Origin of the sequence: Providencia hangzhouensis (assembly GCF_029193595.2) — a bacterium.
In the GTDB taxonomy this organism is placed as follows: domain Bacteria; phylum Pseudomonadota; class Gammaproteobacteria; order Enterobacterales; family Enterobacteriaceae; genus Providencia; species Providencia hangzhouensis.
In genome coordinates this window covers 185,797-210,994 of sequence record NZ_CP135052.1, presented here as the reverse complement: position 1 = coordinate 210,994, position 25,198 = coordinate 185,797, and the positions used below count along the sequence as shown (strand labels likewise).

Genomic DNA, 25,198 nt, shown 5'->3' with positions numbered 1-25,198 from the left:
TTTACATTTGTTCGATATTAATGTAGTATTAGTACTGTATTTTTTAACTCAAGGTGACTTTTTTGCTGTATTTTAAAGACAGACACTCTCATTATTCTACCCATTACATACCTATTTTAGCCTGTTATTTCAGCGCGACATAAAAACACTAAAAACTTATCTATTGCGTAAACAACGTCTATTCTAAATAATAAGGTTTTATATTTTCCGATGTATGAAAACCCATATCTTAAGTGCTGTTGTTTCGATTATTGAAATTAAAATAAGAGGATGGTTTCATGAGATTCAAGAAGAAAAAAGAAAAACCGTTAAATATTAGTGATATTACTATTATTGATGACGGTAAACTCAAAAAAGCAATTACCGCGGCTTCGCTGGGTAATGCGATGGAATGGTTTGATTTTGGGGTATACGGTTTCTTAGCCTATGTTCTAGGTCAGGTTTTCTTTCCGGACGCATCACCGAGCGTACAGATGATTGCCGCATTAGCCACTTTCTCCGTGCCTTTCTTAGTTAGGCCATTAGGTGGTGTCGTTTTTGGTATTTTAGGTGACAAATACGGCCGTCAAAAAGTCCTTTCGATGACAATTATCATCATGGCAGTCAGTACCTTCTGTATTGGTTTGATTCCATCATATGAAAGCATTGGTATCTGGGCACCCATTCTGTTATTAATTGCTAAGTTAGCTCAAGGTTTCTCGGTAGGTGGTGAATATTCTGGTGCAGCAATCTTTGTTGCTGAATACTCACCAGACCGTAAACGTGGTTTTATGGGAAGTTGGTTAGACTTTGGCTCTATCGCCGGTTTTGTCTTAGGTGCGGGTGTCGTAGTACTCATTTCCAGTATCGTTGGGGAAGCTAACTTCCATGATTGGGGCTGGAGAATTCCGTTCTTCTTAGCATTACCGTTAGGGATCATCGGGTTATATCTACGTCATTCACTAGAAGAAACCCCTGCTTTCCAACAACATGTCGAATCGTTAGAAAAGCAAGATAAAGCCAATATTCAAAACCCACCAAAAATCTCAGTACGTGAAGTGGCGACTAAGTATTGGAAAAGCTTGATGATTTGTGTTGGCTTGGTTATCGCAACCAATGTGACTTACTATATGTTGCTGACCTACATGCCAAGTTACTTATCACACAACCTGAATTATTCTACTGACCATGGTGTGCTAATTATTATTGCAATTATGATTGGTATGTTATTTGTTCAACCGATTATCGGTTTAACCAGTGATAAAATTGGTCGCCGCCCATTTGTTATTACCGGTAGTGTCGGTCTGATTTTATTGGCATACCCTGCATTTATGTTAATCAACAGTGGTTCTGTTGGCTTAATTTTCCTAGGTTTATTAATTTTAGCGGTGCTGTTGAACTGTTTTACAGGGGTTATGGCTTCCATTTTACCCGCGATTTTCCCGACACATATTCGTTACAGTGCGTTAGCTATTGCCTTTAACATTTCAGTATTAATTGCCGGTGCGACACCGACTGTTGCGGCATGGTTGGTCGAATCAACCACTGACTTATATATGCCAGCTTATTACTTAATCGTGATTGCTTTAATTGGTTTATATACGGGTATTAGAATGCCAGAAACGGCGAATAAACCATTACGCGGGGCAACACCTGCTGCATCAGATAAAGCCGAGGCAAAAGAAATTCTTAGCGAGCACTTTGACAATATTGAGCAGAAAGTTGAAGATATTGACCAACAAATTGCTGAGCTTGAGAAAAAACGCCAATCCTTAATCAATCAGCACCCTAAATTAGATTAAACATGAAGGAGCCGGTAAAACGGCTCTTAAGGTTGTTGACAAAGCGGGATAAAAGCGTGGTTTTTCCCACTTTGTGTTATCAGCCGAAAATCAATAAATTGATTTTCCTAGTTTATTTTCAAAACCTATTCGACTTGCCGCCAAACATAATATGTTTGTCAGCAGTCTGAAGAGCCGGTAAAACGGCTCTTTGTTTTAATTTCAACAAAAACTTCAACCAAGGAGGGAGGCGATGGCAGCCAAACAAGTTTGTCATCTTATCTGGTTTCGTAATGATCTACGGGTCACTGATAACAAAGCACTTTCCTCCGCCTGCGCAGACCCAAATGCAAAGGTAATCGCCCTTTTTACGGCAACCCCTAAGCAGTGGCAACAACATGATATGGCTGAACGGCAAATTTCATTCATTCACCAGAATCTTGTTGAACTGCAGAATTCACTCGCAGAGCTTGGTATTCCACTGGTTTGCCAAACCGTTAACCATTTCACCGATGCGGCACAATGGGTACTCGATTACGCAAAGGCGCAACAGGCTGATGCCTTGTTTTTTAATCGGCAATATGAGTGGAACGAAAAACAACGAGACGAGTGGTTAATCAATCAACCTCATGGGTTGCATATCCATGCTTTCGATGATTATTTATTACTACCACCCGGCTCCGTGACGACTCAAAAAGGGGAGATGTATCAAGTTTATACTCCCTTTCGCCGAGCCTTCCTCACCCAACTTACCGTGACAGATTGCCGTTCACTACGAGCCCCAGAAAAACGAGCTGCCCCTATCAACATTGATAGGGCTTCACCGTTATTTCCGCATCAGCCCATTGAAGACTTCCAGCAATTTCCTGCCGGTGAAAAATCGGCTTTAACGCGACTCAGGCAGTTTTGTTCCCTGAAAGTCGGCGATTATCAAAACGATAGAGATATTCCCTCTATTGATGGTACCAGCCAATTATCACCTTATCTCGCGGTGGGGGTGCTATCCCCTCGCCAATGCTTCAACCGATTACAAGCAGAGAACCCCCAAGTGTTAGATCACCCTGATAGTGGGGCGTTCACGTGGTTAAATGAGTTAGTCTGGCGTGAATTTTATTCGCATCTTTTAGTGGCATTTCCACGCCTATGTCGCCATCAGCCATTTATTCAGTGGACACAACATATTCACTGGAATGATTCTTCAACCGATTTTGCAGCATGGAAAACGGGGCAAACGGGTTACCCAATAGTGGATGCCGCTATGCGCCAGCTAAATACAACAGGTTGGATGCATAACCGCCTACGAATGATTGTGGCTAGTTTTTTAGTCAAAGACTTACTGATTGATTGGCGCAAAGGTGAAAAATACTTTATGAGCCAACTGCTTGATGGCAGCTTAGCCGCGAATAACGGCGGTTGGCAGTGGTCAGCCTCTACTGGCGTTGATGCCTCCCCTTGGTTTCGTATCTTTAACCCAACCACTCAAGGGAAAAAGTTTGATGCGCAAGGGGCTTTTATTCGCCATTGGTTGCCCGAATTGCAGCAAGTGCCCGACAAATATATTCATACACCCCATGAATGGGCTGTGATCAGCAACACTGCGCTTAATTACCCAGAGCCGATTGTTGACCATAAACAAGCTCGGTTAGCGACTCTAGCTGCATTTGAGGCAGGTAAACGTAATAGTTTGAAGCAATAAGTCGTTTGAAATACGATGAATAGCAAAGTTATTATTTACTTTAAGGGTTACTATAGCGCTTCAATCATAAGGAGCAGATATGAGCGTTATTTTACAAGTTGATTTTCCGTATCAGGGGCCATGGGGTGATGAAATGGCATCCGCAATGAATGATTTGGCGGAATCAATTAACCAAGAGCCGGGCTTTATTTGGAAGATTTGGACTGAAAACCAACAAACACAAATGGCAGGTGGTGTGTATTTGTTTGCTTCAGAAGCTGATGCACAAGCTTACCTCACCAAACACAGCGCACGATTAAAATCCTTTGGTGTTCCTGATGTTCGCGGTGAAATTTTTGCGGTAAATAACGCGCTTAGCCAATTAAACCAAGCGCAGTTTTTAGCGCAATAATTTTTAGCGCAATAAATAGCTATTGGCACTGAAATTCAAACAACATCACATCTGAGGTAAATGAGCCATCTGCTTGTACTGCAAAGTGGCTTTTTACCTCATCACTTAATGTTCCTTGGTAGTGGCGGATAGCCTCAACGAGTGCCTTTGGTGTACGCATCCGTTCGACCCAACTGGTAAATTCCAGCGCTAAACGGAAACTTTGTACTCGTTGAACAAATAGCCCTGCATTATTAAACATACCAGACCATTCTCCAGCGGAATAATCACGAATGTGTGAAGTATCCCGAAGCACTTCGACAGTTTGTAAGTAAATATCCAATAATGGATGCCCCGGTGATACCACATCAATAAAGATGCCTTTTCCACCTGGTTTGAGCACTCGACGCACCTCACGTAGCGCTTGTTCCACATCGTGCCAATGGTGTGCTGAATAACGGCTAATCACTCGGTCAAAACCATTGCCATCAAACGGTAGAGACTCCGCAGTCCCTTTGCAGGTAGTGATATTGTTTAATTCACGTTCTTGTGCATTTTTAGCCACAACATTGAGCATTGAGTCCGATAAATCATAAGCCGTCACTGACTTTACCAGCGGCGCTGCATGGAAGCTGGCATGCCCTGCTCCACAGCCAAGGTCAAGCACGTCCTCACCCTGACAGCCTTGTAGCAATTGTTGCAAAACAAGTAAGTCCTCACCTTGTGCATGAACTTGGCTGGTTAAATACGAGTTTGCTTGCTGGTCAAATTGTTGATAAACCGCTTGGTGGTGCGTTTTCATCTTTGTTTCCCTACATTCAGTTGCTAGTAACTCATCACAACAGAAAATGATTGAAAATGCACCTATTAGCTCAATAATTAATTCATATCGTATAATGACTAATGAAAATCACCTACACGACGCTCCACCAGCGTTAAAATACTGTACAACGCCACAACGGTATCATCCTGATTAAACACTTGCACATCCCATTCAACAACACCATTGGGTTTATCTTCAGCAAGTTTTTGCGTTTTTTTGATCTTTTTCTTGCACGTTAGGCGAACTTGTATGGTATCTCCGATTTTCACCGGTTCAATAAAACGCAAACTTTCCATGCCATAATTGGCGATTACGGGCCCAACACCTGCATCAACAAATAACCCTGCGGCTGCTGAAACGACAAAATAGCCGTGCGCAATTCGTTCACCAAATAACGACTGTGCTGCGCCAATTTTATCGACGTGAACATAAAAATTATCACCGCTGAGACAAGCAAAATTAGCAATATCGGCCTCTGTAACGGTACGCCTTGCAGTCAGTAATGTGTCGCCAATCGCTAAGTCTTCAAAATGTTTACGGAATGGATGAACCACATCAGCGATAGTATCTGCCCCGCGGATCCATTGCTTGGTAATGGCTGTTAGCATCGAAGGACTACCTTGGATGGCAGTTCGCTGCATATAGTGTTTGACTGCTCTCAACCCACCGAGCTCCTCACCACCACCTGCACGACCTGGGCCGCCGTGTACCAGTAACGGAAGCGGAGAACCGTGGCCTGTAGACTCCGCGGCGGATGCTTCGTTTAAAATTAGCATCCGCCCATGTACCCGCGCACTCGCACGAATGACCGTTTGCGCGACTTGTGCATCAGCAGTGACTAACGTCCCCGCAAGACTACCCCCACCTAAAATCGCCAACTGCACCGCCTGTTCGATATTGTCATAGCTCATTAATGTGGCGACAGGGCCAAAAGCTTCAATTTCATGTACCGCAGTCGAATTAAACGGCTCTGCACAATATAACAACGTTGGTGGATAGAAAGCCCCGTACTGGCTATCTGCTCCAATAACATCCAGCTTTTCGAATTGCCCACCACATAGGACTTCACAGCCATGGTCACGTAAATAATTCACTTTCTCTTGTACGTCTTGGCGCTGTTCTAAGTTAATCAATGCGCCCATTCTAACCCCTTCCACCGCAGGATCGCCCACTGTTGTGGCAGATAAACGTTTCAATAATGCCTGCTTTACATTTTCGAGCTGGTTTTTCGGCACAATAATGCGACGAATCGCGGTACACTTCTGTCCCGCTTTCGCTGTCATTTCACGAACGACTTCTTTAATAAATAAAGCAAATTCAGGCTGTTCTGGCTGGACGTCATCACCTAAAATTGCACAATTCAGTGAATCCGCTTCCATTGTAAAAGGCACTGATTTGGCAATGATACGTGGATGCGATTTTAGTTTTTGCCCTGTACTAGCCGACCCTGTAAAAGTCACCACATCTTCAAAATCGAGGTGTTCAAACATATCGCCAACACCACCGCAAACCAGTTGAATTGCGCCATCAGGTACCAGGCCGCTATCCACCATTAACTTCACCATCGCCTGTGTTAACTGTGCTGAGGCGGTTGCTGGTTTGATAATAGCAGGCATGCCAGCAAGCCATGTTGGAGCCAGTTTTTCTAACATACCCCAGCACGGGAAGTTAAATGCATTAATGTGCAGGGCAACGCCACGGCGAGATGTTAAAATATGATGGCCAATAAATTGCCCTTGTTTTGATAACGGGATCATTTCATCTTCAGGCCAAATCGTGTCATCTGGTAGCTCACGGTTAGCGAGCCCCGAATAAGAAAACAATGTGGCAATTCCCCCTTCAATATCCACCCAGCTATCCGCTTTGGTTGCGCCAGTTTGTGCCGAAATCGCATATAACTGCGCTTTATGTTCCAGTAGGTATTTTGCTAGGGCCTTAAGCATTTGCCCGCGTTGCTGGAATGTCATCGCTGACAATATTTCGCCCCCCACTTGGCGGCCATATTGCAAACTTTCTGCTAACGGCAACCCTTCAGTCGTCACCGTATATAAGGTTTCATTCGTTAGCGCATGGTGAATTTTTCGCCCTTCGCCCTCACCTTGTACCCATTTTCCCATAATGTAACTTGTTAAATGCTGCATATTCCTCTCCAGAAATAAAAAACATCAATTCAAATCAGATGACAAATATGTATCATAAAAATAATCATAGAAGCTAATTTAAATTTAACAAATTAAGAACAATTTTATATAAAATGCCTATTTTTATTAAAACCACACAAAAAACAACAAATATAACTCATTGTTTTTAATTTAATTTTACTTATTGATTGTGAAGTGCATCGCAAAACAAGGTTAATGAATATTGATCTTTATGTTAACAATTCCTAGCATTGATGTTAAATAAACATGATTCACTATTTTAATAAAAAATAACATTAACGAATCACTTAATGGAAAGATCAATGAGCGAGCATAACCAGGCTAACTTCGAAGCCAAAATCGAAGCAGATATTTCCATCGAGCCCAAGGACTGGATGCCCGATGCGTATCGGCAAAACCTTATCCGCCAAATTGGTCAGCATGCCCATTCAGAAGTCGTTGGCATGCTACCAGAAGCGAATTGGCTGACACGAGCACCGACACTCCGCCGTAAAGCGATTTTACTGGCCAAAATTCAAGATGAAGCAGGCCATGGTTTATACCTGTATAGCGCTGCCGAAACCCTTGGTTGCTCTCGTCAAGATATCTACCAAAAGCTACTTGATGAAAAAATGAAATATTCCTCCATTTTTAACTACCCGACATTAAGTTGGGCAGACGTAGGAGTGATTGGATGGCTTGTCGATGGAGCGGCAATTGTGAACCAAGTTGCATTGTGCCGTGCCTCTTATGGCCCTTATGCACGAGCAATGGTGAAAATCTGTAAAGAAGAAAGTTTTCACCAACGCCAAGGTTATGAAGCTGTTATGGCACTTGCAGAAGGCACCGATGAGCAAAAAGCGATGCTGCAAGATGCGATAAACCGCTTTTGGTGGCCCGTTCTCACGATGTTCGGCCCCAACGATTCGGACTCCCCGCACAGCGCTCAAAGCATGGCTTGGAAAATCAAACGCTTCAGTAATGATGAGCTACGGCAAAAGTTTGTTGATAACACCGTTCCGCAAGTGGAAGCGTTAGGTATGACGATCCCTGACCCTGATCTGGTTTGGGATGAAGAACTTGGTCATTACCGCTTTGGTGAAATCGACTGGGAAGAGTTTTATCAAGTTATTAAAGGCAATGGCATTTGTAATCACGAGCGCCTTAGCGCTAAGCGCAAAGGGTGGGAAGACGGCGCATGGGTACGTGAAGGTGCAATGGCACATAGCCGCAAACAAAAATCCGTTAAAACGGCGGCTTAATCACTGACCATTTTACAAAAAGGAAAACACCATGAGCAATCAAGATTGGCCTTTATATGAAGTTTTTGTCCGTAGTAAGCAAGGGCTTGCGCATCGTCATGTCGGCAGTTTACATGCGGCTGATAACCAAATGGCACTGGAGAATGCCCGCGATGCATATACAAGGCGTAGCGAAGGCTGCTCAATTTGGGTGGTGAAGGCCGCACATTTAATTGCCTCACAGCCCGAAGATAAAAGCACCTTCTTCGACCCTGCGGATACCAAAGTCTATCGTCACCCAACCTTCTATACCATCCCTGATGGTATCAAAAACATGTAAGGAGCTTGCCATGAACCAACAAGAACAGCTCCACCATTACACATTACGACTTGGCGATACCCCCTTAATTTTAGCGCAGCGCCTGTGCGAATGGTGCGGCCATGCTCCTGAGCTCGAAATTGACCTTGCGTTATCCAATATCGGCTTAGATTTGCTAGGGCAAGCGCGTAACTTTTTGAACTATGCCGCGCAATTAAAAGGAACTGAGTGCGATGAAGACACCCTTGCTTTTTTGCGTGATGAACGAGAATTCAGCAATTTATTATTGGTTGAACAACCCAACAATGGCTTTGATGACACTTTAGTGCGCCAATTTTTTATGGATGCTTATCATGTTCCATTATATGAAGCGCTAATTCATAGCCGTGATGAACAACTGTCTGCCATTGCTGAGAAATCCCTCAAAGAAGCCGTTTATCACTTGCGTTTTAGCCGTGGTTGGATGATCCGTTTAGGGGATGGCAGTGAAGAAAGTCATCAACGAATCCAACGTTCAGTCAATGAGTTATGGCGTTTTACTGGCGAACTTTTCCATGCTGATGACGTTGAAATCGCACTTAGCGAATTAGGCATCGCCGTTGACCCACGTTCTTTACAAGCCGCATGGTTAAACACCATTAGCGAAACATTCACTGAAGCGACCCTCACTGTACCGGAGAAAAAAGCGTATCGCTTAGGCGGCAAGCAAGGCAGCCATACTGAACATTTGGGCTTGTTATTAACACAATTGCAGTTTGTGCAACGCGCTTACCCGAACTGCCAGTGGTGATGCTATGGAACAGAGACTGCAACATTGCGAACTTCAATCGCCCCAGGTTCACCAGATCTGGCAACAGCTCCACCAAATACCCGATCCTGAACTACCCGCACTCTCTATTACTGATCTTGGCATGATCCGCAATGTGCTACCTGCGGCTCAGGGTTGGAAAGTTATTTTTACACCTACCTATTCAGGTTGCCCAGCAACTGAATTTTTACTCAATGAAATTAAAACTGTTCTAGGTAATGCGGGTTTTTCAAATATCGATATCGAAATTCTGTTAACCCCTGCGTGGACAACAGATTGGATGAACCAAGATGCAAAAAGACGCTTGCGTGAATTCGGTATCGCACCACCACAAGGTACGTCCTGCGAGCACCCAGAACACAAAGGTGCGGTTCGTTGCCCACGTTGTGACAGCGAGCAGACCGAAAAAATTAGTGAATTTGGTTCCACTGCATGCAAGGCATTGTATCGATGCACTGAATGCTTAGAACCGTTTGATTACTTTAAATGTATTTAGGGGCACCTATATGACTGTATTTCATCGTTTAAGTATTGCTGCCATTGAGCGTGACACCCCTGATGCTGTCGCCATTACTTTTAACGTACCCGATGCATTACGCGAGCAATATCATTACCGCCCGGGGCAACACCTCACATTAAAAGCCTCTATTAATGGTGAAAACCTACGTCGCTGTTATTCCATTTGCAGCTCACCGGATGAAAACACGCTAAAAATTGGGGTGAAAGCCATTTACGAGGGGCGTTTCTCTAATTTCGTTAACCAAGAGCTACAAGTTGGCGATAGCCTTGATGTGATGGTTCCGCAAGGGCAATTTGGCTATCAGCCAGAAGCAGATAACCACGCACACTACCTTGCCGTCGCTGCTGGCTCTGGGATCACACCATTGCTCTCCATTATTAAAGCCACATTACAAACTGAACCCAAAAGCAGTTTTGTGTTGATTTATGGTAATCGAAATAGCCGCTCAGTGATGTTTAAAGAAAGCATCGCAGACCTAAAAAACCGTTTTGCAACACGTTTCCAAGTTCTCTACCTATTCAGCCAAGAACAGCAAGATAGCGAACTACTCAGCGGCAGGATTAGCCAACAACAGCTCAGCGCCTTAAATAACACCTTATTAAATTTTAAACAATTTAACCGAGCGTTTATTTGTGGGCCCGACAGCATGATGGATGAGGTGCATGACACTTTAGTCGGCTATGGCATGCCAAAGGAATATGTTCACACCGAGCGTTTCAATACTTCAGGCGCTAAATTCAAACCCGCAACAGCTATAACTAGCGAAACACGTCAAGTCAGTATTCACCTTGATGGCAGAACGATGGATATCGCCATGGATAGCCAAGACGACAGTATTTTGGATGCCGCACTGCGCCAAGGTGCGGATTTGCCCTACGCCTGTAAAGGGGGCGTTTGCGCAACCTGCAAATGTAAATTGCGCTCTGGTGAAGTGGAAATGGGGGTCAATTACAGCCTCGAGCCCGACCAAATCGCTGCGGGGTACATTCTTAGCTGCCAAGCGTGGCCAAAAGGCGATGGTGTTGTTTTAGACTTTGACGTGTAGGAGCTGTAATGGAAAACCACTGGATTTTGTCACAACAACATAACCGCGTTTTGACACTCACGTTAAACCGACCTGAAGTACGTAATGCCCTGAACACCGCCTGCTTAGAGTTGCTCGTTCAGCACCTCGAACAAGCACAAATAAATGATGAGGTCGGTGCGATCGTAATCACCGGAAATCCGCGTTTTTTCGCAGCCGGTGCCGACCTTAAAGAACTACAGCAACAAACCGTTGCGAATGCGATCACCGATAAACGCCCACAAGTTTGGCGCAGGTTATCCATGATATCAAAACCTATTATTAGTGCTGCAAATGGTTATGCACTAGGGGCAGGTTTTGAATTATTACTCGCCAGCGACATCATCATTGCCGGTAAGTCCGCTCGCTTCGGCTTACCCGAAATTACTCTGGGTTTAATGCCAGGTGCGGGAGGAACACAGCGTTTAATCCGCGCGGTGGGCAAATCCCTCGCCATGCAAATGGTACTAACAGGTGAGCCAATCAGTGCAAAACACGCGTTACAAGCAGGGTTAATCAGTGAGATTTGTGTGGATGAATTGGTGTTAGAACGCGCCCAAAAACTGGCAGAGCGCATCGCGATGCATGCACCTTTAGCGGTACAAGCCGCGAAAGCATCACTGGTGCATTCTCAAGAAAACCACCTTACTGAGGGGTTACAGCTTGAGCGCCAATATTTTGTGACTTTAGCGGGTACGAATGATCGACGTGAAGGGATCGAGGCATTCTTCGAAAAACGAAAACCTCAGTTTACAGGACAATAATCATGACCAATGAAGCAATGATCCTCACTACTTTAGAAAATGGGGTTCTCACCGTCACTCTCAACCGCCCCGATAGGCTGAATAGTTTTAACGATGAAATGCATCGCCAGCTCAGTGAAGCTATCAAAATAGCAGAACGCGATGAAACCGTACGCTGTTTAGTGATCACTGGCGCAGGCCGTGGATTTTGTGCCGGTCAAGATCTGAATGATCGCAATGTGAGCGTGGGTAGTGAAGTTCCTGATCTCGGTTTCTCTGTTGAAACTTATTATAACCCCTTGATCCGCCGCCTAACCGCATTACCAAAACCAATTATTTGTGCGGTCAATGGTGTTGCAGCGGGTGCAGGAGCCGCCATTGCACTCGCTGGTGATATTGTCATTGCCGCAAAAAATGCCAGTTTTATTCAATCTTTTTGCCGCCTTGGCTTGGTTCCTGACTCAGGGGGGAGTTGGTTTTTACCTCAATTAGTCGGCCATGCACGGGCAATGGGGATGGCATTATTAGGCGATAAAATAAGTGCGGAGAAAGCATTACAGTGGGGAATGATTTGGCAAGTCACTGAAAATGAAGAACTCATTAATACCACTCAACAGCTTGCGCAACACCTTGCTACCCAACCCACTTATGGCTTAGGGCTTATCAAAAAGGCCATTTATGCCGCAGCAACTAATACTCTTGATGAGCAACTCAACCTTGAGCGCGACTTACAGCGCCTTGGCGGGAGAAGTGAAGATTATCGCGAAGGAGTTAGTGCTTTTTTAAATAAACGTGAACCCCAGTTTAAAGGAAGATAATCATGACCTTACCTTTGAATTTAGCCATCAATACCGTCGCCGTTATTGGCGCAGGCACTATGGGTATTGGTATTGCGCAAGTTGCCGCGAGCGCGGGTTTACGTGTCTTGTTGTTTGATGTTAACCAAGAGGTTTTACGTCACTCCCTTACCGAAATGACTCAACGGCTCAATAAGCGCGTGGAGCAAGGAAAAGCCCAAGCTGTAGCAACAAAAGAACTGCTTAACTGCATTAGCGTTGCGCAAAGTTTACCTGAGCTCTCAGAAGCACAATTGGTAATAGAAGCTGTTGCTGAAAAACTTGAGGTAAAGCAAACCATTTTCAGTGAACTTGAAGGTATTTGTAACGAAAAAACCATTTTTGCTAGTAATACTTCATCGTTATCAATTACCGCAATCGGTAGACAATTAACTCATCCAGAACGTCTTGCAGGATTACACTTTTTTAATCCCGCTCCCGTGATGAAATTGGTTGAAGTGATCCGCGGGCTAGAAACATCAGATACGGTGATAAAACAGCTAAAAGAATTGACGCTATCATTTGGAAAAGTGCCAGTGATTTGCCGTTCCACCCCTGGTTTTATTGTCAACCGTGTGGCTCGGCCTTTCTACGCAGAAACAATGCGTGCCCTTGAAGAACAAATTGCGTCCCCTGCCACATTAGACAGCGCCATACGTGACGCAGGGGGTTTCGCTATGGGGCCATTACAACTAACAGATTTAATTGGTCATGATGTGAACTATGCGGTGACTGAATCGGTATTTCAGGCCTTTGGGTATGACCCACGCTTTCAAACCTCATTAATGCAATTGGAATTAGTCCAAGCGGGTCATTTAGGCCGTAAATCGAAGCAAGGATTTTATCATTATGATGATAATAAACCCCAGCCTTTACCTTTAGTCGCAGAAAAAATTCACCTTGACCAGCCTCTAAACATAAAAGCTCATGGCGATTGGCAGATATTTCCTGAGTTTGCGCAGCTTTTAACTGAAAATGGGATCTCTCTCGAAGGATTAACACAACATTCCGAACAATTCCCAACACTTATTGTTAATGACGTTATTATTATGTTAACGAATGGTGAATTGGCGTCATCACATACGCAAATACAAAAACAAGCGGTCGTACATTTTGATTTGTCAGCAAATTACCTTACAGCAAAAGCCATCACGATAAGCTGTGCAGCACAAAATAATACGCAGCAAAACCAACAAGCAATCGCATTTTTTCAATCATTAGGCAAACACGTGATTGTATTACCAGACTACCCTGCGCTGTTAACCATGAGAACGGTCGCGATGTTGTGCAATGAGGCATTAGATATCGTCAATAAGGGAATAGCAACTGCGTTAGATACCGATAATGCCATGTGTTTTGGTGTGAATTACCCCAAAGGCCCACTCGCTTGGGGGATACAACTTGGCTGGCAACGCGTGCTGTCCGTACTTGAAAATTTAGCACAGTTTTATGGCGACAGCCGTTATCGGCCAAACCCACTTTTAAGGCAATTAGCAGCCGGTTATCAATCTTTATCTTTCAAGGAGCAACCATGATTTCACTGCCAAACGATACACTGGCCCAGCAATCAGCTCACATTATGTACCGTGATGATGCATGTGCAAAAGCTATGGGTATGTCCATTGAAAAAGTCGAAGAAGGCTTTGCGCAATTGAAGATGCCTATCACAGCACAAATGCTTAACGGCCATAAAACCTGCCACGGCGGGCAATTATTTAGCCTTGCCGACACTGCATTTGCCTACGCCTGTAATAGCCAAGGGCATGCCGCTGTTGCCTCAATGTGTTCCATTGATTTTATTCGTCCCGGTTTTGAAGGTGACTTACTGACTGCCACTGCCACGATGAAACACCAAGGCAAACGTAACGGCTTATATGAAGTCGAGATAACTAACCAAGATGGCAAAACACTCGCTCTATTTCACGGTCGCTCTCATCGGTTAGGCCATCGTTTAACAGGAGAACAATCATGATAGATGCGTTTATTTGTGATGGTGTCCGCACCCCAATTGGCCGTTACGGTGGTGCTTTATCACCATTACGTCCTGATGACCTTGCCACAGTGCCATTAAAAGCCTTAATGGAAAGGCACCCGCAACTCGATTGGTCATTAGCTGACGACATCATTTTAGGTTGCGCAAACCAAGCAGGAGAAGACAACCGTAATATAGCTCGCATGGCAGGACTGTTATCCGGGCTCCCTGTTTCAGTTTCTGGTACCACCATTAACCGCCTATGTGGTTCTGGGCTAGATGCCATTGCATTAGCGGCAAGAAGTATCAAATCTGGTGAGTCCGGGCTCATGATTGCCGGGGGCGTCGAGTCCATGAGCCGAGCGCCGTTTGTCATGGGCAAACAAGAATCTGCATTCTCACGCCAAGCGCAAGTATTTGATACCACTATTGGCTGGCGCTTTATCAACCCGCTGATGGAACAACAGTTTTCCACAGATTCGATGCCAGAAACTGCGGAAAATGTGGCTGAAACCTACCAAATTAGCCGTGAAGACCAAGATGCTTTTGCATTACGCAGTCAACAGCGTACTGAAACTGCCAAAGTTAACGGTATTTTTGCGCAAGAAATCATCCCTGTCACGGTTAAACAACGTAAAAATACATACGTCGTCAGTGAAGACGAGCATCCAAGAGCAGAAACGACATTTGAACAATTACAAAAACTAAAAACCCCGTTTCGCGATAACGGGACTGTAACGGCAGGTAATGCTTCTGGTGTTAATGATGGAGCTGCCGCACTGATTATCGCATCCGACACTATTGCCAAGCAGCAAGGGCTAACACCACGGGCTCGTATCATCGCTACAGCCACTTGCGGCGTTGAGCCAAGATTGATGGGGATCGGTCCACTTCCTGCCTCGCAAAAAGTATTAAAAATGGCAGGGCTCACCATCGAACAAATGGATGTTATTGAACTAAACGAAGCCTTTGCCGCACAAGCACTCGCCGTTTTAAGGGGGCTTGGTTTACCTGATGATGCCCCGCATGTTAACCCCAATGGCGGTGCTATTTCCTTAGGACACCCTCTAGGTATGAGTGGTGCAAGACTGGCTATTGCTGCGATTAATGAACTTCATCGGAAACAAGGTCGTTATGCTCTCTGCACTATGTGTATTGGTGTTGGGCAAGGCATAGCAATGATTATTGAACGAGTCTGAACAACGTCTTAATACAAATAAAAACAGCCTGAAAACCCGACACCTGCTCAGGCAAATACCAGAAACGTCATTTATTCACGTGAACTGGTGACCATAATAATTATGAGGACAGGCAATTATGAGCAATATACAAGATAGCATCGACCCAATTGAATTTGCATCGCGGGATGAGATCGAGTCTTTACAGTACTCTAGAATGAAGTGGACACTCACTCACGCCTATGAAAACGTCCCCATGTATCGTAAAAAATTCGATGATGCGGGTGTACACCCTGACGATTTCAAACAACTGAGTGATATCGAAAAATTCCCTTACACGACCAAACAGGATTTACGTGAAAACTACCCATTTAGCACCTTTGCCGTGCCAATGGACCAAATCATCCGCATTCACGCCTCTTCGGGAACGACTGGCCGCCCAACGGTGGTGGGTTACACCCAACGAGATATCGATAACTGGGCTGACCTGATCGCACGTAGTTTACGTTCAGCAGGCACTGTCCGAGGCGATAAAGTCCATGTTGCTTACGGCTATGGTTTATTCACCGGAGGCCTAGGTGCCCACTATGGTGCGGAGCGCCTAGGAGCCGCAGTTATTCCTATGTCTGGTGGGCAAACTGAAAAACAAGCGCAACTGATCGCGGATTTCAAACCCGATGTGATCATGGTGACGCCATCTTACTGCTTAAGTATTATTGATGAACTTGAGAAAATCATGGGCGGAGATGCTAGTAAGTGCTCACTTAGATTAGGTGTCTTTGGCGCTGAACCTTGGACAGAATCTCTCAGAACAGAAATTGAAACCCGCCTTGGTATCAAAGCGTTAGACATTTACGGTTTATCTGAAGTCATGGGGCCTGGTGTCGCTATGGAGTGTGCAGACTCAGGAGAGAGTGGCCCAACTATCTGGGAAGACCATTTTTATCCCGAAATTATTTCCCCCAATACCTTAAAAACATTAGGAGCGGGTGAACATGGTGAGTTAGTGTTTACTACCCTGACAAAGGAAGCTATGCCTGTGATTCGTTACCGAACTCGCGACCTCACCCACCTAATGCAGGGGGTAAATCGTAATATGCGTCGAATTGGTAAAATCACCGGTCGTTCAGATGACATGATGATTATTCGTGGCGTGAATGTGTTCCCTTCTCAGATTGAAGAACAAATTATGCAGTTTAAGGAGCTTTCTCCCCACTATCAGTTAGAGATTGGTCGCCAAGGCAATATGGACAACTTATCTGTCCGTGTTGAGCTCAAACACCCTGAACAACTCACTTATGATGAACGCTGTAATATCTGCCACCATTTAAAGCACCGAATCAAATCCATGGTTGGCATTAGCACCCGTATTAGTATTGTCAATTGCGGCGATATCCCTCGTTCTCAAGGCAAAGCCGAACGAGTAATTGATACTAGAATTGCGATTTAATTCAAATTATTAAGGCATATTGAGATGAACTACTCTGATATGCCTTAATCTCTGAGAAAGTGTTCAAAACAGGTAATGGAAGACAACCTTTAAATTTATGTCTACTATTCAGTAAGCCTTCTGATACATAAATTTTATAGATGAAATATAAATGGAAAATAAACTTAGCCAATTCATACAACATGCAATAGCAAGCCAGCCCATTAGTGGTACGTCTCTAATTAGCTCACTCTATGGTGATGCTTTGCACCATCGTGGTGGTGAAGTGTGGCTAGGAAGCTTAACTAAGCTGTTAGAACCGATGGGCTTTACTGACCGCTTTGTTCGAACCTCCGTTTTCCGTTTACAAAAAGAAGGTTGGCTCGATGTAGAAAAAATCGGCCGTCGCAGCTATTACCGCATTTCTGAGCGTGGGCAAAGTCGGTTTCGCCGAGCAGAAAATAAAATTTACCTCGCAGGGCAGCCTGATTGGGATGGAAAGTGGGATTTACTACTCCTCGAAGCGGCTGATAAAGACGAAAAAATTAGGCTAAAAAAGGAACTGAGTTGGCTCGGTTTCGGGCAATTTAACACGTCACTCATGGCGGCACCAAGCTGTGCGCAAAGTGATGTACCGACACTACTTAATGAGCTCAATGCCACGGAAAATGCCATTTATTTTCATGCCGATTACCCCTATAGCCGCTCAGAAAAAAACCTCAAAGAACTGGTTTCACACGCTTGGTCTTTGCAAGAAATTTCAGAGCATTACCATCAGTTTATTTCCTTATTTAGGCCACTTGCACTACTCCTTAAAGAAAATACTGACGCACAGATTTCCCCTGAACACTGTTTTCAGCTACGTTTGTTACTGATCCACTTCTACCGCCGTGTCACGCTTAAAGACCCGTTATTACCTGATGAACTCCTTCCTACACAATGGGAAGGCCATATTGCTCGCCATCTTTGCACCAATATTTATCAACGCATTGATCAAGCGGCAACCCAATATGTTTCTGAACAGTGCGAAACGACGGTTGGCGAACTACCTCAGCCATCCAGCGCTTATTATCGCCGCTTTGGTGGAGTACTCAGAGATATAGCCGCCTAAATACACATTACAGGAGCCTGTATGCCTTTTTATCAAATCGATGGTATTACGCCCGTCGTAAGCCCTGAAAGTTTTGTGCACCCTACTGCTGTGGTGATTGGTGATGTTATTATTGGCAAAAATGTCTATATTGGCCCAAACGCCAGCTTACGTGGGGACTTTGGTCGCTTGATCATTAAAGATGGTGCCAATGTGCAAGATAATTGTGTCATGCACGGTTTCCCGCAATATGAAACGATCGTCGAGGAAAATGGGCACATTGGTCATGGGGCAATTTTGCATGGCTGCCATATCAAACGTAATGCGCTAGTCGGGATGAATAGTGTAATTATGGATGGAGCCGTAATTGGCGAAAATTCCATAGTGGGCGCATGCGCATTCGTCAAAGCTGAAGCTATCTTTCCAGAAAATAGTTTAATTGTCGGCACTCCAGCCAAAGTCTTGCGCGCTTTATCAGACAAAGAAATTGCGTGGAAAACCAGCGGAACTAAAGATTATCAAAACTTAGTCACACGCTGCTTAAACACCTTTAAAGAAGTCGAACCACTCAAAGAAATCGAAACGAACCGACCCACTCTAAGTTTCGAGAATGTGATCCCTAAATCCCAGTTATAAGCTAGATGGGGCTAAAATACGTAGCCCCATCCATTAATTATTTCGCTTTACTGCCAAATGGTGGCTTAGCAAACCAAACAGTAATAATCAGCGCAATAAATACCCAACCGCATAACCAGAAAATCTCATTTGCAGCAATAATTAACCCTTGGCTAGTAATTTGCTGGGCAATGAAACCGGAAGTCTGTTCGGTACTCAGCCCATGAGCGGCCATTTCTTGATACATCCCTAAAGATTCAGGATTGTAATCGGTAATAAATTCCGTTAATTGGCTATGATGCACGGCTTCTCTATCACTCCACAGCGTTGTGGTAATGGAAGTCCCTATTGAACCCGCTAAGGTACGGAAGAAGTTAGCTAAACTCGACGCGGAAGCGAGTTTTTCCGGCGGTAAACCTGAAAGTGTCAATGTAGTCAGTGGCATAAAGAAACAAGCCACTGCCATCCCTTGTACCAATTGCGGCCAAACCACAGCAGAAAAGCCCATACTCGGTTCAAAAGTATATGCACGCCAGAAGAAGCAAATTGCATAGAATACAAAGCTAAAGGTCACTATCCAGCGAATATCGAGAAAATCGGATAGTTTTGCCACTGGAGCCGAGAACAACACAGGCAATAAGCCAATAGGTGCCAATGCGAGCCCTGCCCATGTTGCCGTATAGCCATAAACTTCCTGTAAAAGTTGCGGCAACAAGACAATAGCACCGAAATAGGCCATATATGCCAAGCTGACAGAAATCGTTCCGATGGTAAAATTGCGCGATTTAAATAACGATAATTCGACAATTGGGTTTTTATCTGTGAGTTCCCAAATAACGAGGAATACCAACGCAATCGCTGAAACAACGGCTAAGATAACAATTTCATTAGACGCCAACCATCCCAGTTCCTTACCTTTGTCGAGCAGAACTTGTAAGCAACCAACTCCCACAGAAAGTAGTGCCAAACCAATCACATTGAATGGCACTTTCACAACCGTCGACTCCATCCCTTTTAGGATAATTGAGCCGACAATAATGACGAAAATGCCTAAAGGCACATTCATAAAGAATATCCAGCCCCAATGGAAGTTATCACTAATATAACCACCAAAAATAGGACCGAATACTGGGGCTAAAATAATCGTCATCGACCAAAATGCTAACGCCATATTTTGCATTTTTGGCGGATAGCAACGCATGATAAGACTTTGCGAAAGCGGGATCACTGGCCCGGCGACGGCCCCTTGCAATACGCGGTATAAAATCAGCATACCAAGGCTATCGGAAAACCCACAAAGTAATGAAAATAATGTGAAAAGTGCCGTTGCCCATAAGAAAACACGGATTTCACCAAAACGCTTCGCTAAGTAACCAGAAATGGCAATTGAAATCGCATTCGATACGCCAAAAGAGGTAATCACCCATGTCCCTTGAGACATAGAAACCCCAAGGTCACCGGCAATAGTCGGGATAGCCACGTTAGCAATCGTGGAATCAAGCACCTGCATGAAGGTCGCAAGGGACAACGCAATGGTTGCCCATACCAGTTTTGCACCCTTAAGTGGTTGAATATCTGCCACAACGGCTCCTTTCAAGCTAGTCTGCGTTATCGCTGATAATGGTGTCGATGATGTGGTCGACATCACTTAAGTTTAAGACCAACACATCACTTTCAAATGCTGGTGCTGTACGCTGGACTTCCGCTAAAACAGGGCCATTCTGGTCTTTAATATCTATGGTGACATTCATGGATAACCCAATGCGTAATGGGTGCTTCGCCACCTGCTCAGGGTCTAATTCAACGCGTACAGGCAAGCGCTGTACGACTTTAATCCAGTTCCCTGTCGCGTTTTGGGCAGGTAATAATGAGAAAGCACTGCCGGTTCCCATATCAAGCCCGACAACGGTACCGTTATAAACGATATCATCTCCGTAAAAATCACTGTTAATCGTCACGGGTTGCCCAATACGGACTTTTTCCAGTTGGGTTTCTTTGAAGTTTGCATCTACCCAAACAGGCTGGACAGGCACAATGGCCATTAAAGAGCTCTGTGGACTGACTTGAGAACCAACTTGAACATTACGCCGTGAAACATACCCCGTCATCGGGCTTTTAATTTCAGTACGTTGTAAGTTTATCCACGCACTGCGTACGCTATCAGCCGCTTGCTGAATTGCTGGTTGTTTTTTAAGCTCCGTATTACGCAACAACGCACGGTTGGCATTATATTGTTGAATAGAAATATCCAGAGCTGCCTGAGCAAGTTGCACCGCTTCTTGGGAGTGCTGTAAGTCTTCCTTCGAAATGGTACCGCTGCGGCCTAAAGCCACACGACGTTGATAATCTTTTTGCGCTTGCGCAAGTGTCACCCGGTTTTTTTGAATTTGCGCTTGATATTCATCACCATTGATATAGAGCTCTTTGGTTTTGCGCACGGTTGTTGCTAAATCATGTTTGGCTTGTTCGAATGCTAAGCGGGCGTTAGTTTTATCTAATACAACGAGTACATCACCCGCCTTTACCAAGTCGGTGTTTTCAAAGTTAACTTGAGTAACATTACCCGTTGTTTGCGCAACTATCGGGATTTGCAAGCCAGATACATAGGCATCATCGGTATATTCTTGAAAGCGTAAAACTAAAAACCAATAAGCACCGTAGGCTACAAATAATAGAATGATAATTATTGTGGCTATCACCATCCATATTGTTCTGCGTTTTTCATTCGTCGTTTTTTGATTATGTGTTTCTGAATGGGTATCTTGACTCATAATAACTCTCAAGTTCTGAAATCAATATTAATTCTTCCTATATATTTACGAACTATATGTAATAAAGCAATAGCTAATAATTTACAATCAAATTAATCCCAACAAAAAACCATTAATTCATTGATATGAAACAACTAATTAAAAGCAAATCAAATCAAGCATTAAATTGATGTTTATTATCAATTTAATCAAAATCATTCTTAATTAGATTGAAAGTGAAAATTAAAAATATATTAAATAATATTTACTCGTAATAAAAATCAATCATTCAATTATCGACATTCTTTTTTAGATGTGACGCCCCTATTTATTAAGCTATATTTATGATTTCTTAACTTGGAGTTTTCATTTTTGATCACGGGCTGCCGCTTGCTTTTTAATACCACTGATTGTCTCGATTTTCATTTTTGTCCTCATCAATACAACATTAATAAACTCAATACGATGCTTAATAGAGTAACGAAGTACGCTAGTATTGCTGGCCTATCGGCCGGCTTTTATCTCTTTACCAGTACTTAATATTATTCATTAGGTTAACGAGGTTATCCCCAAGGATACGGGCTAATTTTGAATGTATGTTTCATATAACTCAAATTTTTTTAGTGAACGTTGGCGCTAGAGTAGATTTACACACCGATAAACACCATAAACCAAAGTTAAGCCTTAATTTTTCGTCACGCTTGGTAAAAACGGTAAAAGGGGGGAAAACACCTTAGGTGAAAATTCTTAGCTGAGATCAAATATTGCTCATAAATTAGCTAGCTCATTATTTATTTTTGATATGTTTTAGTGATAATATTCGCAAACAATATAATTATCATTCTCATTTATATTTACTAGGGATAACTATGACTTTGCAATATCACTACACCCTTATTGCCGCCGGTGTTTGTGCGGCTTTATCTTCATTTAGCGCTACAGCAGCAGACAATAAAACAGATACCATGGTCGTCAGTGCGTCAGGCTTCTCGCAACAACTGCGTGATGCTCCTGCTAGTGTGACCGTGATCAGTGCAGACCAATTACAAAATAAACCTGTCCGTGACCTCGCCGATGCCGTTAAAGACGTGGAAGGGGTGAGTATCGTTGGGGCCGCCAACAAACAAGATATTAATATCCGTGGCTTACCCGGCGAATACACGTTGATATTGGTCGATGGGCGTCGTCAAAATAGCCGTGAATCACGTCCAAATGGGAGCGGTGGTTTTGAAGCGGGCTTTATGCCACCTGTCGAAGCGATTGAACGCATCGAAGTGATCCGTGGACCTATGTCCTCCCTGTATGGTTCTGATGCGATGGGTGGTGTTATCAATATCATCACCAAAAAAGTGACCAATGAATGGCACGGTAGTGTGACAACCGGCGCAATTATCCAAGAAAACAGTGATAGCGGTAATTCAACCGACGGTAACTTCTACCTATCTGGTCCATTAATTCAAGATAAACTCGGCCTGCAATTGTATGGTGGTGGTAACTACCGTCAGGAAGATAAAATCTTAGAAGGTCATCATCAACGTGATAACCGCAGCTTAACAGCCAAATTAACCTTTACACCACAAGAGAACCAAACGTTCTTATTAGAAGCGGGTCGTAGCACCCAAGAGAAAACATCGACACCAGGTAAATCTGGATCTGAATATGAAATTCGTGGTGGGGACAAGCAATATAATTCCAAAGAAGAGTGGCATAATGACCGCAACCATGCAGCTCTGACTTATAAAGGTGAGTGGGATTCTTTTAATACTGAGCTCAGTGTTTACCAAGAAAAAACCAAACGTAAAATAAAATCCCAAGACCGTAATCAAACAACAGGGCATTGGGAAGGCGGTTATGAAGACCGCGTACCCGAAATTACCAATACCGTTGTTGATGGAAAAGTGGTGGCTTTCCTGCCGGACAACATCTTAACCGTCGGCGGGCAATATCAGTACTCAAAACTCAAAGACAGCTCCTTGGTCTCAAAAGGCGTAATGGAAAAAACCAGTATGTCAGTCGATCAATCAGCACTGTTTGTCGAAAATGAATTTACCGCAACGGATGATCTGATCTTAACTGGTGGACTACGTTTAGATCACCACGAAACTTATGGTAACCATTGGAACCCAAGGGGTTATGCCGTTTATTATCTGACGGATGAGATCACCATTAAAGGGGGCGTTTCTTCTGCTTTCCGCGCACCTACATTACGTGAAATCAGTAAAGGTTATGGCACCTCTACCCAAGGGGGGAACGGGATTATCTACGGTAACCCAGACCTAAAACCGGAAAAAAGCGTTAGTGAAGAAATCAGTATTGCCTATAACCATGAGTCTGGCTTTAATGCGAGTTTAACGTTCTTTAATACCGACTTCAAAAACAAGCTAACTAGCTACTCACTTAACCAACCCGACCCTAACCACCCTAACCTCACGTTATATACCTACGATAATGTGGGTAAAGCGAACATCAAAGGTGTTGAAGTTGCAACAGGTATTCCTATCGCACAGGATTGGAATCTTAACCTAAATTACACATACACCGATTCCGAACGTAAAAGTGATGATGAGAAATTAGGTAACGGTATTTCCTTAAAAGGTTATCCATTGGATAAAACACCAAAACATATTGCTAATGCGAAATTGGATTGGAACTTCAATGAAGACCTCACTTTATACACACGTGCGCATTATGAAGGAAAACAGGTGTGGGCAGCACAACGTAATGGTTCTAAAGTGCCTCGCTATCGTAGTGGCTATACCACTATGGATGTCGGCGCAACCTATCAATTATTTAAAAACACTAAACTGAACTTTGCGGTGCTAAATATTGGTAATGAAAAAGGACCTAAAATTGATAAAGTTGATGGCAACTGGGATGTTGAAGACGGACGCCGTTATTGGGCGAACGTTAACGTTAGTTTCTAATTAACTCTGAGGGTATGCCTGTTTCAGGTATACCCTCAAAACCCTTAAATAGACTCAATAAATGAATAAAATCATATTAAGTGGCATATTGCTGTGTATGACCAGTTCCGCATTTTCCCGCCCAAGCCAAACTATCCCGAGTATGGACGAGCAAGTCAGCCAATTTTATGATATCCAACAAACGGATATGGCCTACGGTGACCGTGCGCTGCGCATTTACAGTGCAGTGCCCTATAATATCACCGCACAACGCCCTGTCCTGTATATGCTTGATGGCAATGGTTTATACCCCAAAGCGGTTAATCGCGCAGTTGAAAAGCTGCCAGCGGATAAACTACCGATTATTATTGGGATTGGTTACCCCATTGACGAAGCCTTTCCAAAAGCATGGCGAACTTACGACTATACCCCACCCGTTGCCGGTGAAGATTTTAAACAAGGGGGCGGCTCCCCTGCGCTATACCAATATTTAACTGACACAGTCCGCCCATGGGCAGAACAACGGTTTCCTATTGATAAAAGCAAGCAAACCCTATTTGGCCATTCATTTGGCGGATTATTTACCTTGATGGCATACCAACAACAGCCGGATGATTTCCAGTTTTATGTTTCTGCCAGCCCGTCATTATGGTGGGGCAAAGGAAGTATGGTGGATTTAGCAAAATTGACAGCTAAACAGGCCAGTTCCCCCCTGTTTGTGACTTTAGGTGGTTTAGAAGAGAGCCCTGATTTATCCAAACTCAGCACCGAACAGGTGAAAAATTACCAAATGCGCAAAAGTTGGATTAGCACACGCCAAGTTTGCACTGAAATTGCAAACCACCAAAGGCACTGTGAATTTATGTTGTTCGACGGCAAAAACCACGGTTCAGTGATCCCTGACGCCATCGATAAAGCCCTTGATGTCGCTAGCCAATAAT

General features: G+C 43.9%; 22 protein-coding genes. 18 read left to right on the top strand and 4 right to left on the bottom strand.

Annotated elements, in window-relative coordinates; all coding sequences use genetic code 11:
* Positions 1-278 precede the first annotated feature (278 nt).
* From proP to PZ638_RS00915, 3 genes are all read left to right on the top strand, one after another.
* On the top strand, positions 279-1,781 hold the full coding sequence (gene proP / locus PZ638_RS00925; protein ID WP_004262894.1) for a glycine betaine/L-proline transporter ProP: 1,503 nt from the start codon (positions 279-281) through the stop codon (positions 1,779-1,781).
* A gap of 232 nt (positions 1,782-2,013) precedes the next feature.
* Positions 2,014-3,456, top strand: a complete 1,443-nt coding sequence (gene phrB / locus PZ638_RS00920; protein ID WP_206277293.1) for a deoxyribodipyrimidine photo-lyase — start codon at positions 2,014-2,016, stop codon at positions 3,454-3,456.
* A 79-nt stretch (positions 3,457-3,535) separates the two neighbouring features.
* Complete coding sequence (locus PZ638_RS00915) at positions 3,536-3,847, top strand: monooxygenase (protein ID WP_094960835.1); 312 nt, start codon at positions 3,536-3,538, stop codon at positions 3,845-3,847.
* A gap of 19 nt (positions 3,848-3,866) precedes the next feature.
* Here PZ638_RS00915 and PZ638_RS00910 read toward each other — a convergent pair whose 3' ends face one another.
* Together PZ638_RS00910 and paaZ are read right to left on the bottom strand one after the other, a co-directional pair.
* Positions 3,867-4,628 (bottom strand): class I SAM-dependent methyltransferase, encoded by a 762-nt coding sequence (locus PZ638_RS00910; RefSeq protein ID WP_094960836.1) that lies wholly within the window; start codon positions 4,626-4,628, stop codon positions 3,867-3,869.
* Positions 4,629-4,726: 98 nt separating this feature from the next.
* The gene (gene paaZ, locus PZ638_RS00905) at positions 4,727-6,790 is read right to left on the bottom strand and encodes a phenylacetic acid degradation bifunctional protein PaaZ (RefSeq protein ID WP_164454841.1); all 2,064 of its coding nucleotides are present in this window, start codon (positions 6,788-6,790) and stop codon (positions 4,727-4,729) included.
* 323 nt (positions 6,791-7,113) lie between these two features.
* On the opposite strand from paaZ, the gene paaA reads away from it, so the two are divergent.
* From paaA to paaY, 13 genes are all read left to right on the top strand, one after another.
* On the top strand, positions 7,114-8,052 hold the full coding sequence (gene paaA, locus PZ638_RS00900) for a 1,2-phenylacetyl-CoA epoxidase subunit PaaA (RefSeq protein WP_094960837.1): 939 nt from the start codon (positions 7,114-7,116) through the stop codon (positions 8,050-8,052).
* Positions 8,053-8,083: 31 nt separating this feature from the next.
* A complete protein-coding gene (gene paaB, locus PZ638_RS00895) occupies positions 8,084-8,371 on the top strand; it encodes a 1,2-phenylacetyl-CoA epoxidase subunit PaaB (RefSeq protein ID WP_164454839.1) in 288 nt (95 codons plus the stop codon).
* Positions 8,372-8,381: 10 nt separating this feature from the next.
* Positions 8,382-9,140: a 1,2-phenylacetyl-CoA epoxidase subunit PaaC gene (gene paaC, locus PZ638_RS00890; protein ID WP_164454837.1), complete on the top strand. Its 759-nt coding sequence runs from the start codon at positions 8,382-8,384 to the stop codon at positions 9,138-9,140.
* 4 nt (positions 9,141-9,144) lie between these two features.
* A complete protein-coding gene (gene paaD / locus PZ638_RS00885; protein ID WP_094960839.1) occupies positions 9,145-9,654 on the top strand; it encodes a 1,2-phenylacetyl-CoA epoxidase subunit PaaD in 510 nt (169 codons plus the stop codon).
* A 10-nt stretch (positions 9,655-9,664) separates the two neighbouring features.
* The gene (gene paaE, locus PZ638_RS00880; protein WP_140171963.1) at positions 9,665-10,723 is read left to right on the top strand and encodes a 1,2-phenylacetyl-CoA epoxidase subunit PaaE; all 1,059 of its coding nucleotides are present in this window, start codon (positions 9,665-9,667) and stop codon (positions 10,721-10,723) included.
* Positions 10,724-10,731: 8 nt separating this feature from the next.
* The gene (paaF, locus tag PZ638_RS00875; protein ID WP_164454835.1) at positions 10,732-11,505 is read left to right on the top strand and encodes a 2,3-dehydroadipyl-CoA hydratase PaaF; all 774 of its coding nucleotides are present in this window, start codon (positions 10,732-10,734) and stop codon (positions 11,503-11,505) included.
* A gap of 2 nt (positions 11,506-11,507) precedes the next feature.
* On the top strand, positions 11,508-12,302 hold the full coding sequence (gene paaG, locus PZ638_RS00870; protein WP_094960842.1) for a 2-(1,2-epoxy-1,2-dihydrophenyl)acetyl-CoA isomerase PaaG: 795 nt from the start codon (positions 11,508-11,510) through the stop codon (positions 12,300-12,302).
* Between the two features lie 2 nt (positions 12,303-12,304).
* Entirely contained in the window at positions 12,305-13,855 is a 1,551-nt protein-coding gene (locus PZ638_RS00865) for a 3-hydroxyacyl-CoA dehydrogenase (RefSeq protein ID WP_206277295.1), read from the top strand.
* Positions 13,852-14,292, top strand: a complete 441-nt coding sequence (paaI, locus tag PZ638_RS00860) for a hydroxyphenylacetyl-CoA thioesterase PaaI (RefSeq protein WP_004262926.1) — start codon at positions 13,852-13,854, stop codon at positions 14,290-14,292. Before PZ638_RS00865 ends, paaI begins: the two co-directional genes overlap by 4 nt.
* Entirely contained in the window at positions 14,289-15,491 is a 1,203-nt protein-coding gene (gene pcaF / locus PZ638_RS00855; protein WP_094960844.1) for a 3-oxoadipyl-CoA thiolase, read from the top strand. Before paaI ends, pcaF begins: the two co-directional genes overlap by 4 nt.
* A 118-nt stretch (positions 15,492-15,609) precedes the next feature.
* The gene (gene paaK / locus PZ638_RS00850; protein WP_094960845.1) at positions 15,610-16,920 is read left to right on the top strand and encodes a phenylacetate--CoA ligase PaaK; all 1,311 of its coding nucleotides are present in this window, start codon (positions 15,610-15,612) and stop codon (positions 16,918-16,920) included.
* Between the two features lie 151 nt (positions 16,921-17,071).
* On the top strand, positions 17,072-18,010 hold the full coding sequence (paaX, locus tag PZ638_RS00845; RefSeq protein WP_004262932.1) for a phenylacetic acid degradation operon negative regulatory protein PaaX: 939 nt from the start codon (positions 17,072-17,074) through the stop codon (positions 18,008-18,010).
* A gap of 21 nt (positions 18,011-18,031) precedes the next feature.
* Positions 18,032-18,625 carry a phenylacetic acid degradation protein PaaY gene (gene paaY / locus PZ638_RS00840; protein ID WP_004262936.1) on the top strand — a complete coding sequence of 198 codons (594 nt, stop codon included), beginning with the start codon at positions 18,032-18,034 and terminating at the stop codon, positions 18,623-18,625.
* Positions 18,626-18,662: 37 nt separating this feature from the next.
* On the opposite strand, the gene PZ638_RS00835 is transcribed toward paaY, so the two are convergent.
* Both PZ638_RS00835 and emrA read right to left on the bottom strand, forming a co-directional pair.
* Positions 18,663-20,186 carry a DHA2 family efflux MFS transporter permease subunit gene (locus tag PZ638_RS00835; RefSeq protein ID WP_180312290.1) on the bottom strand — a complete coding sequence of 508 codons (1,524 nt, stop codon included), beginning with the start codon at positions 20,184-20,186 and terminating at the stop codon, positions 18,663-18,665.
* A 16-nt stretch (positions 20,187-20,202) separates the two neighbouring features.
* On the bottom strand, positions 20,203-21,375 hold the full coding sequence (emrA, locus tag PZ638_RS00830; RefSeq protein WP_004262941.1) for a multidrug efflux MFS transporter periplasmic adaptor subunit EmrA: 1,173 nt from the start codon (positions 21,373-21,375) through the stop codon (positions 20,203-20,205).
* Between the two features lie 848 nt (positions 21,376-22,223).
* Between emrA and PZ638_RS00825 the strand changes: the two genes are divergently transcribed.
* Together PZ638_RS00825 and PZ638_RS00820 are read left to right on the top strand one after the other, a co-directional pair.
* Entirely contained in the window at positions 22,224-24,278 is a 2,055-nt protein-coding gene (locus PZ638_RS00825) for a TonB-dependent receptor domain-containing protein (protein ID WP_096863522.1), read from the top strand.
* 61 nt (positions 24,279-24,339) lie between these two features.
* Entirely contained in the window at positions 24,340-25,197 is an 858-nt protein-coding gene (locus PZ638_RS00820) for an alpha/beta hydrolase (protein ID WP_036958611.1), read from the top strand.
* Position 25,198: the final 1 nt, after the last annotated feature.

Bases quoted from the DNA above. Each gene is read 5' to 3' on its own strand.
- proP (WP_004262894.1), top strand. From the start codon at position 279: ATGAGATTCAAGAAGAAAAAAGAAAAACCGTTAAATATTAGTGATATT.
- phrB (WP_206277293.1), top strand. From the start codon at position 2,014: ATGGCAGCCAAACAAGTTTGTCATCTTATCTGGTTTCGTAATGATCTA.
- PZ638_RS00915 (WP_094960835.1), top strand. From the start codon at position 3,536: ATGAGCGTTATTTTACAAGTTGATTTTCCGTATCAGGGGCCATGGGGT.
- PZ638_RS00910 (WP_094960836.1), bottom strand. From the start codon at position 4,628: ATGAAAACGCACCACCAAGCGGTTTATCAACAATTTGACCAGCAAGCA.
- paaZ (WP_164454841.1), bottom strand. From the start codon at position 6,790: ATGCAGCATTTAACAAGTTACATTATGGGAAAATGGGTACAAGGTGAG.
- paaA (WP_094960837.1), top strand. From the start codon at position 7,114: ATGAGCGAGCATAACCAGGCTAACTTCGAAGCCAAAATCGAAGCAGAT.
- paaB (WP_164454839.1), top strand. From the start codon at position 8,084: ATGAGCAATCAAGATTGGCCTTTATATGAAGTTTTTGTCCGTAGTAAG.
- paaC (WP_164454837.1), top strand. From the start codon at position 8,382: ATGAACCAACAAGAACAGCTCCACCATTACACATTACGACTTGGCGAT.
- paaD (WP_094960839.1), top strand. From the start codon at position 9,145: ATGGAACAGAGACTGCAACATTGCGAACTTCAATCGCCCCAGGTTCAC.
- paaE (WP_140171963.1), top strand. From the start codon at position 9,665: ATGACTGTATTTCATCGTTTAAGTATTGCTGCCATTGAGCGTGACACC.
- paaF (WP_164454835.1), top strand. From the start codon at position 10,732: ATGGAAAACCACTGGATTTTGTCACAACAACATAACCGCGTTTTGACA.
- paaG (WP_094960842.1), top strand. From the start codon at position 11,508: ATGACCAATGAAGCAATGATCCTCACTACTTTAGAAAATGGGGTTCTC.
- PZ638_RS00865 (WP_206277295.1), top strand. From the start codon at position 12,305: ATGACCTTACCTTTGAATTTAGCCATCAATACCGTCGCCGTTATTGGC.
- paaI (WP_004262926.1), top strand. From the start codon at position 13,852: ATGATTTCACTGCCAAACGATACACTGGCCCAGCAATCAGCTCACATT.
- pcaF (WP_094960844.1), top strand. From the start codon at position 14,289: ATGATAGATGCGTTTATTTGTGATGGTGTCCGCACCCCAATTGGCCGT.
- paaK (WP_094960845.1), top strand. From the start codon at position 15,610: ATGAGCAATATACAAGATAGCATCGACCCAATTGAATTTGCATCGCGG.
- paaX (WP_004262932.1), top strand. From the start codon at position 17,072: ATGGAAAATAAACTTAGCCAATTCATACAACATGCAATAGCAAGCCAG.
- paaY (WP_004262936.1), top strand. From the start codon at position 18,032: ATGCCTTTTTATCAAATCGATGGTATTACGCCCGTCGTAAGCCCTGAA.
- emrA (WP_004262941.1), bottom strand. From the start codon at position 21,375: ATGAGTCAAGATACCCATTCAGAAACACATAATCAAAAAACGACGAAT.
- PZ638_RS00825 (WP_096863522.1), top strand. From the start codon at position 22,224: ATGACTTTGCAATATCACTACACCCTTATTGCCGCCGGTGTTTGTGCG.
- PZ638_RS00820 (WP_036958611.1), top strand. From the start codon at position 24,340: ATGAATAAAATCATATTAAGTGGCATATTGCTGTGTATGACCAGTTCC.